At 75.0% G+C, this 6,541-nt stretch carries 6 protein-coding genes; 1 reads left to right on the top strand and 5 read right to left on the bottom strand.

Features of this window, described 5'->3' with window-relative positions; all coding sequences use genetic code 11:
• Window positions 1-42: 42 nt before the first annotated feature.
• Window positions 43-1,020, bottom strand: a complete 978-nt coding sequence (locus tag F9B16_RS48545; RefSeq protein ID WP_151547037.1) for a phosphotriesterase family protein — start codon at window positions 1,018-1,020, stop codon at window positions 43-45.
• Between the two features lie 101 nt (window positions 1,021-1,121).
• Here F9B16_RS48545 and F9B16_RS48540 point away from each other — a divergent pair, with 101 nt between their 5' ends.
• On the top strand, window positions 1,122-1,775 hold the full coding sequence (locus tag F9B16_RS48540; RefSeq protein WP_151547036.1) for a TetR/AcrR family transcriptional regulator: 654 nt from the start codon (window positions 1,122-1,124) through the stop codon (window positions 1,773-1,775).
• On the opposite strand, the gene F9B16_RS48535 is transcribed toward F9B16_RS48540, so the two are convergent.
• The 4 genes from F9B16_RS48535 to F9B16_RS48520 form a co-directional block, all read right to left on the bottom strand.
• On the bottom strand, window positions 1,772-2,674 hold the full coding sequence (locus F9B16_RS48535) for an LLM class flavin-dependent oxidoreductase (RefSeq protein ID WP_151547035.1): 903 nt from the start codon (window positions 2,672-2,674) through the stop codon (window positions 1,772-1,774). The two genes, F9B16_RS48540 and F9B16_RS48535, sit on opposite strands and share 4 nt — an antisense overlap.
• A 19-nt stretch (window positions 2,675-2,693) precedes the next feature.
• Window positions 2,694-3,932: a multidrug effflux MFS transporter gene (locus tag F9B16_RS48530; protein WP_225992636.1), complete on the bottom strand. Its 1,239-nt coding sequence runs from the start codon at window positions 3,930-3,932 to the stop codon at window positions 2,694-2,696.
• Window positions 3,925-4,533, bottom strand: coding sequence for a malonic semialdehyde reductase (locus F9B16_RS48525; RefSeq protein WP_151547034.1), 609 nt, complete (start codon window positions 4,531-4,533; stop codon window positions 3,925-3,927). The genes F9B16_RS48530 and F9B16_RS48525 overlap by 8 nt, the downstream gene beginning before the upstream one ends.
• A gap of 127 nt (window positions 4,534-4,660) precedes the next feature.
• The gene (locus tag F9B16_RS48520; protein ID WP_151547033.1) at window positions 4,661-6,385 is read right to left on the bottom strand and encodes a TRAFAC clade GTPase domain-containing protein; all 1,725 of its coding nucleotides are present in this window, start codon (window positions 6,383-6,385) and stop codon (window positions 4,661-4,663) included.
• Window positions 6,386-6,541: the final 156 nt, after the last annotated feature.

Below are 6,541 nucleotides of genomic sequence, written 5' to 3'. Positions count from 1 at the left end.
GCCGTGCTCGGCCGCCGGGCCGGGGCCCGTCCTGGGGCGTTCTCAGCGCGTGAAGTACCGGCGCGGGTTCCCGACGAGCATCTGGTCGATCTGCCCGTCCGGCACGCCCGCCTCGCGCAGCGCGGGCAGCACGTCGTCGCTGATGTGCCGGTAGTTCCAGTTCGGCGCGAACGCCGGCACGGTCGCCGGGTCGGGGCCGAACCAGTCGATGAAGCAGCTCGCGTCGTGGCTGAGCACCATCCGGTCGGCGTAGCCGCGCTCGCACAGCGCCGCGACGGTGCGGACCCGGTCGGCGGTCGGGTTGATCACGTCCAGGCCGAACCGGTCCATCCCGAGGATCGCGCCGGTGTCGGCCAGCTCCATCAGGTAGTCGAGGTCGTTGCTGTCCCCGGCGTGCCCGATGACGACCTTGCTGAGGTCGACGCCCTCCTTGCCGAGGATCTCCACGACCGTCCGGCCCGCGTGGATCGAGCTCTCGGTGTGCACCGTCACGGGGGCGCCCGTCTCCCGGTGCGCGCCCGCCACCGCCCGCAGCACCCGCTCGACGCCCGGGGTGAGGCCGGGGGCGTCCATCGCGCACTTCAGGAACGCGGCCTTCACGCCCGTGTCGGCGATGCCCTGCGTCAGGTCGCGGACGAAGTACTCGATCATCGGCTCGGGGCCGTCCAGCGGCGTGCCCGGCCCCCGCAGGTGGAACTGGAACGGCACGTCGTTGTAGGTGTAGATGCCGGTGGCCACGATGATGTTCAGCTCCGGGACCTGCGCGGCGATCCGCTGCACGCGCGGGATGTACCGGCCGAGCCCCCACACGGTCGGGTCCGCGATCGTGGTGATGCCGCGCGCGGGCAGCTCCCGCAGCTTGGCCACCGCGTCGGCGACCTTCTCCTCCTCGTCCCACCAGTCGCCGGCGCCGTAGTTCTCGACGTGCTCGGTGCTGAGGCAGAAGACGTGCTCGTGCATGTACGTGCGGCCCAGGGCGGCGACGTCGACGGGTCCGCGGACGGTCTCGACTGCGGGCATCAGGGGTCTCCCTCGATCCAGGCGGGACGGGTGCATACCGACCGGTCGGTTTCTGGCAAGCTATGTCCGTGGACGCGGGCGCGTCAATGGGAGGAACGCCGATGACCGAGACCCAGCCTACGGACGCCGCGGCGGACGCGGTCGCGGATACCGGCGCGGATACCGGCGCGGGTTCCGTGCCGGTCCGGCGCAGCCCCGTCGAGCGGCGGATCCTGGACGCCGCGCTGCGGCTGTTCGCCGAGCGCGGCTTCGACGGGACGTCCGTGCAGGGCATCGTCGAGGCCGCCGAGGTCACCAAGGGCGCCCTCTACCACTACTTCGACTCCAAGGACGCCCTGCTCTACGAGATCTACCACTCGCTCATCGCCCGGCAGCTCGCCGACCTCGACGCCGTCCTCGCCGAGGGGCTGCCGCCGCGCGAGGCCGTCCGCCGGGTGCTGACCGGGCTGATCCTCAGCACCGCCGAGCACATCGACGAGGCGAAGGTGTTCGGCCGCGAGATGCACCGGCTCGACGACGCCCGCATGCACGCCGTCCGCGCCGACCGCCGCCGCTACCACAACACGTTCCGCGGCCTGGTGGAGCAGGGCAAGCGGGACGGCTCGTTCACCACCCCGACGCCCGCCGACACCGTCACGATCGTCGCGCTCGGCATGGTCAACCAGCTCCCGCGCTGGTACCGGACCGACGGCCCGAAGCCCGCCGCCGAACTGGCCGCCGAGGTCGCCGACTTCATCCTCGCCGCACTCGACTAACGGCGGGTTTGCAGGGGGAGCGCCGCGTCGCGGAGGTCGGCGAGTTCGGTGTCCCAGTCGCCGGGTGGGGAGAGCGGGGCGAGGACGAACTTCGACAGGCCCGCTTCGATGAGCCGCTTGAGGTGCGTCTCCAGGCCGTCGAGGTCGGGGACGACGTCGGCGGGGTCGGCGGGGCCGCTGACCCTGCGGACGCGCGCGAACCGGGCCGCGGCCTCCTCCGGCAGGGGGCCGCGCCGGTACGGGACGACGGCGCCGAAGTGCTCCTCCTCGATCTCGCGTCCGGCGGCAGCGGCGGCGTCCTGGACCGCGATCCGGCCGCGCTCGGCCTCGGCGGGCGTGGTGAACGCGGCGAGCCAGCCGTCCGAGAGCCGCCCGGTGCGGCGCAGCTCCGCGTCCGACGTCCCGCCCATCCACACGTCGAAGAAGCCCTTGACGGGGCGCGGCTCGATCCGCAGGCCGTCGTAATGGAAGCGCGGCCCGTCGTGGACGACGGCGCCGCCGGCCCAGAAGCGGCGCAGCAGCGGCAGCGCCTCCTCGAAGATCTCGGCGCGCTCCTCCCGGCGGACGCCGAAGGCCTGCTGCTCGGCGGGCAGCCGCTGGCCGAGCCCGAAGGCGGGCAGCAGCCGGCCGCGCGACAGCACGTCCAGCGAGGCGAGCTCCTTGGCGAGCAGGGCGGGGGAGCGGCCCGGCACCGTCATCACGGCGGTGCCGAGCTTGATCCTGGACGTCAGCGCCGCCGCGTGCGTGAGCACGACGACGGGGTCGAGGGTCCGCCCGGACGCCCGCTCGGAGACCCACAGGGAGTCGAAGCCCTCGCGTTCGAGGCCGAGGGCGAGGGCGGTGAGGGAGTCGGGTCCGAGGGCGCCGGACGCGGGGGCCATGCCGATGCGAACGATCACGTCCCGACCGTACGCACGGTCAGTTCGCTGACGCAACCCTCGACGGCGCGGCCGCGGCGACGGCGGCGGCGAGCAGCGAGAGCACCGCGATCGTCACCGCCATCGGCACGGCGGTGCGCGGTCCGGCGATCCCGGCGAGCGGCCCGGCGGCCCCGCCGAGCGCGAACTGCGACAGCCCGAGCAGCGCCGACGCGCTCCCGGTGACCCGCGGCGGGCGGTCCGCCAGCGCGAGCGCCGTCGCGTTCGGCATGATCAGGCCCTGCCCGGACGCGACGAGGAACAGCGCCGGCAGCACCGCGGGGAGCCCGCCCCCGGCCAGCACGGCGGCGAGCAGCAGCAGCCCGCCCGCCGCGACGGTCGCGAGCCCGGCGGCCATGAGCCGGGCCAGCGCGACGCGTCCGGCGAGCCACCCGCTGAGCTGGCCCGCCGCGACGATGCCGAGCGAGTTCACGCCGAACGCGACGCTGAACGCCTGCGGCGACAGGTGGTAGATGTCCTGCAGGACGAACGGGGAGCCGGAGATGTAGGTGAACATCGCGGCGAACGCCAGCGCGAGCGCGAGGGCGGGGCCGACGAACGAGCGGTCGCGCGCCAGCGTCCCGAACGTCCGGGCGGTCGCGCGCAGGCCGCCGGTCTCCCGCCGCTCCGGCGGCAGCGTCTCGCCGAGCCAGGCCAGCGTCGCCAGCAGCAGGGCGACGCCGATGCCGGTGAGCACGCCGAACACGCCGGGCCACGGCATGACCCGCAGCAGCTGCCCGCCGATGACCGGCGCGAGGATCGGCGCGAGGCCGTTGACCAGCATCAGCGTCGAGAAGAACTTCGCCGCCGCGACCCCGTCGTACAGGTCGCGGACGACGGCGCGGGCGATCACGATCCCCGCCGCGCCGGCCGCGCCCTGCACGACGCGCAGCGCGATCAGCGTCTCCACGTTCGGCGCCGCGACGCACAGCAGCGACGCGACGGCGTAGGCGGCCAGCCCGATGAGCAGCGGCCTGCGCCGTCCGAAGGCGTCGCTCAGCGGGCCCGCGACGGCCTGGCCGACGGCGAGCCCGACCACGCAGGCGGTCAGGGTGAGCTGCGCCTGCATCGCCCCGGTCGACAGGTCCGAGGCGACCTTCGGCAGCGCCGGCAGGTACATGTCGATCGACAGGGGCGCCATCGCGGTCAGCGCCCCCAGCACGCCGATCAGCACGATCCGCCGGTCGGGCCGGGCGGCCGCGCGCGCGGGCGCGGCCGCCCGGGCTCCGGGGTCAGACAACCCTGACCGCCTGCTCGAAGTCGAGGCGGGGGTTGCGGGGGAACCAGGCGTCCGGGCCGGGCTTGCCGGCGTTGACGACGGCGATGGCGCGCTGGTTGCCGCCGAGGAACTCCTTCTCGACGGCGGCGGCGTCGAAGCCGGCCATCGGGCCCGCGGCGAGGCCGGCGGCGCGGATGCCGAGGATGAGGTAGCCGAGCTGGATGGAGGCGTTGAAGCGCGCCATGGCGGGGCGGCCGGGGCTGTCGTGCAGGGCCTCGCGGGCGCCCTCCTTGTGCGGGAAGGTGACCGGGAGGTGCTCGTGGAAGTCCTCGTCGGCGGCGACGATGAGGGTGAGCGGCGCGGACGCGGTCTTGGCGCGGTTGCCCTCGGCCATCAGCGGCAGGAGCCGCTCGCGCGCCTCGGGGGTGCGGACGGCGACGAGGCGCAGCGGCTGGGCGTTCATCGCGGTCGGCGCCCACTTGACGAGGTCGTAGATCGCGCGCAGCTGCTCGTCGGTGACGGGTTCGGCGCTGAAGGTGTTGGCGGTGCGGGCCTCGCGGAACAGCAGGTCCTGCGCGGACGCGTCGATGGCGAGCAGCCCCTCGGGCGCGATCGTCGTCATGGCTTCACCTCTCGTTCGGCTGGGGGAGCCGCGGGATCTCCGGCTCCGAGAAGGTGTAACCGGATGACGGTACGTTATCTGCCACGTCAGGGAGTGCGATGCGTCACACCCGGGGGCGGTCACCGGTTCAGAAGGGGAACCGCTCGGCGGCGGCCACCACGGCGCCGGTGACGGCCGCGACGGTGAGCACCGACAGCCCGCACAGCACGGCCCAGCGTCCGGCCTGGTAGCCGGCGGGGACGCGGGCCGAGCCGCGGCCGCGGACCGGCCACGGGGCGCGCAGCGGCGCGGTGCCGGGGACCTCCTGCGCGTCCCCGGCGGTGAGGGGGTGGTCGCCGCCGGACGGGCCGGCGGGCGCGAGGCCGGACGCCCAGCCGAGCAGGTCGGCGACGTCGGCGGGCTCGGTCGCCAGGCCGGAGGCGAAGTAGCGCACCTGCCCGGCGACCTGGTCGAGCGTGCGGACGGTGTTGCCGAGCCCGACGCCGCCGAGCCAGGCCCGGACGTCGCCGTCGTGGCCGAGGCAGCGGCCGATCTCGGTGCGGACGAGCAGGTCGGCCTTGGTGACGATGACCGCGACCCGCTTCTGCCGCCCCTGGTCGGGACGGGAGCGCAGGTCGTTCAGGACGCGCTGGAGGGTGTCGGCGGGGTCCTCCTCCGACGACGCGGCGGCCTGGTCGACGAGGTCCCGCTCGTCCTGGGTGAGGGCGCGGCGGACCTGGGGGAGCGCGAACGGGTCGACGACGAACAGCAGCGCCTCGCCGTGGTCCAGGTAGCGCAGCGACTCGACTTCGGTGGCGCCCGTGTAGTGCTCGCCTGCCGGGTCGAACAGGTACAGGATGCGGCGGGCGCGGCCGGGCAGGTCGACGTCGACCATGGTGGCGAGCGGCAGTTCCGGGCCGGTCTTGGCGGGCCGCCCGCCGCGCCGGAACTCGCGGATCGCGCCCGCGTACGCCTGCGCGTGCCGCTGCTCGACGAACGCCAGCCGTCCCTGGACGGACCGGGCGCGCGCGTGCAGCGCCCGGATGCCGAGGAACATGAACGTGGTCTTCCCGGCGGCGGGCCCGCCGACGAACGGCAGCGGCTCGACCCGGACGCGCCCGATGCGCTCGGGCAGCCGCCCGCCGCAGTGCGGGCAGTACGCGGCGAGCCGGAACCGGCCCAGCGGGACGGTCGTGGGCAGCCGCGCGCCGCACCGGCACACGTGCCGGAACGCCCCGGCCGCCCCGGGCGCCAGGCGCTTGTGACGGGCGCCGCATCCCGGGCACTCGTACTCGGGCAGCCCGATCCGCTCGTAGCAGAACGGGTGCGGGCAGGTCTGCAGGATCCGCCCGTACGCCATGAAGATCCGCTCGACGGCCGCGAGGACCAGCACGCACGCCAGCCACGCCGCCAGCCCGGCCGCCGCGACGACCCCGTACAGGACCGTCAGCGCCAGCACGAACGCCGCCGCCGGGACGGCCGCCGCCACGATCCCCGCGCACAGCGCCAGCCAGATCGGGAACGCGAAGAACCCCCACGGCCCGCCGAGCAGCGTCCGGGTGAGCCGCACGACGATCCCGGACGCGATCCGGTACACCTGCGGGACGACGGTCCGGCTGATCGTCCACCAGTCCCGCCACACCTGGGCGAGCAGGTAGTTGCGGTACGCGACGTCCGGCGAGGCGACCGGGGACGGGCCGTCGAGGGCGGACGGGGCGAGGGTGCGGCACGCGTTCAGGTAGTAGACGCCGAGCGCGGCGGCGCCCGCGACGATCAGCGTCGCGGGGAACAGCACGGGGAACACGTACCAGAACCCGAGCCACATCGCGCCGGCCCACACGGCGGCCAGCAGCAGCACGATCAGGATCTGCACGGGCTCACCTCCCCTCGTCCCCGGCGAGGAGGTCCCTCAGCGCGGCGCGCAGCTCCGGCCGGTCGGCGAGGCGCGCGTCGAGCTGCCGGGCGGCGAGCCAGCGGCCCGCGGCGCCGCGCGCCCAGGCCTCCAGGTCCGGTTCGGCGACCCCGCGCA

The sequence above is a fragment of the Actinomadura montaniterrae genome (assembly GCF_008923365.1).
In the GTDB taxonomy this organism is placed as follows: domain Bacteria; phylum Actinomycetota; class Actinomycetes; order Streptosporangiales; family Streptosporangiaceae; genus Spirillospora; species Spirillospora montaniterrae.
The sequence above is the reverse complement of the archived record's forward strand: the minus strand, read 5'-3'. Positions and strand labels throughout refer to the sequence as shown.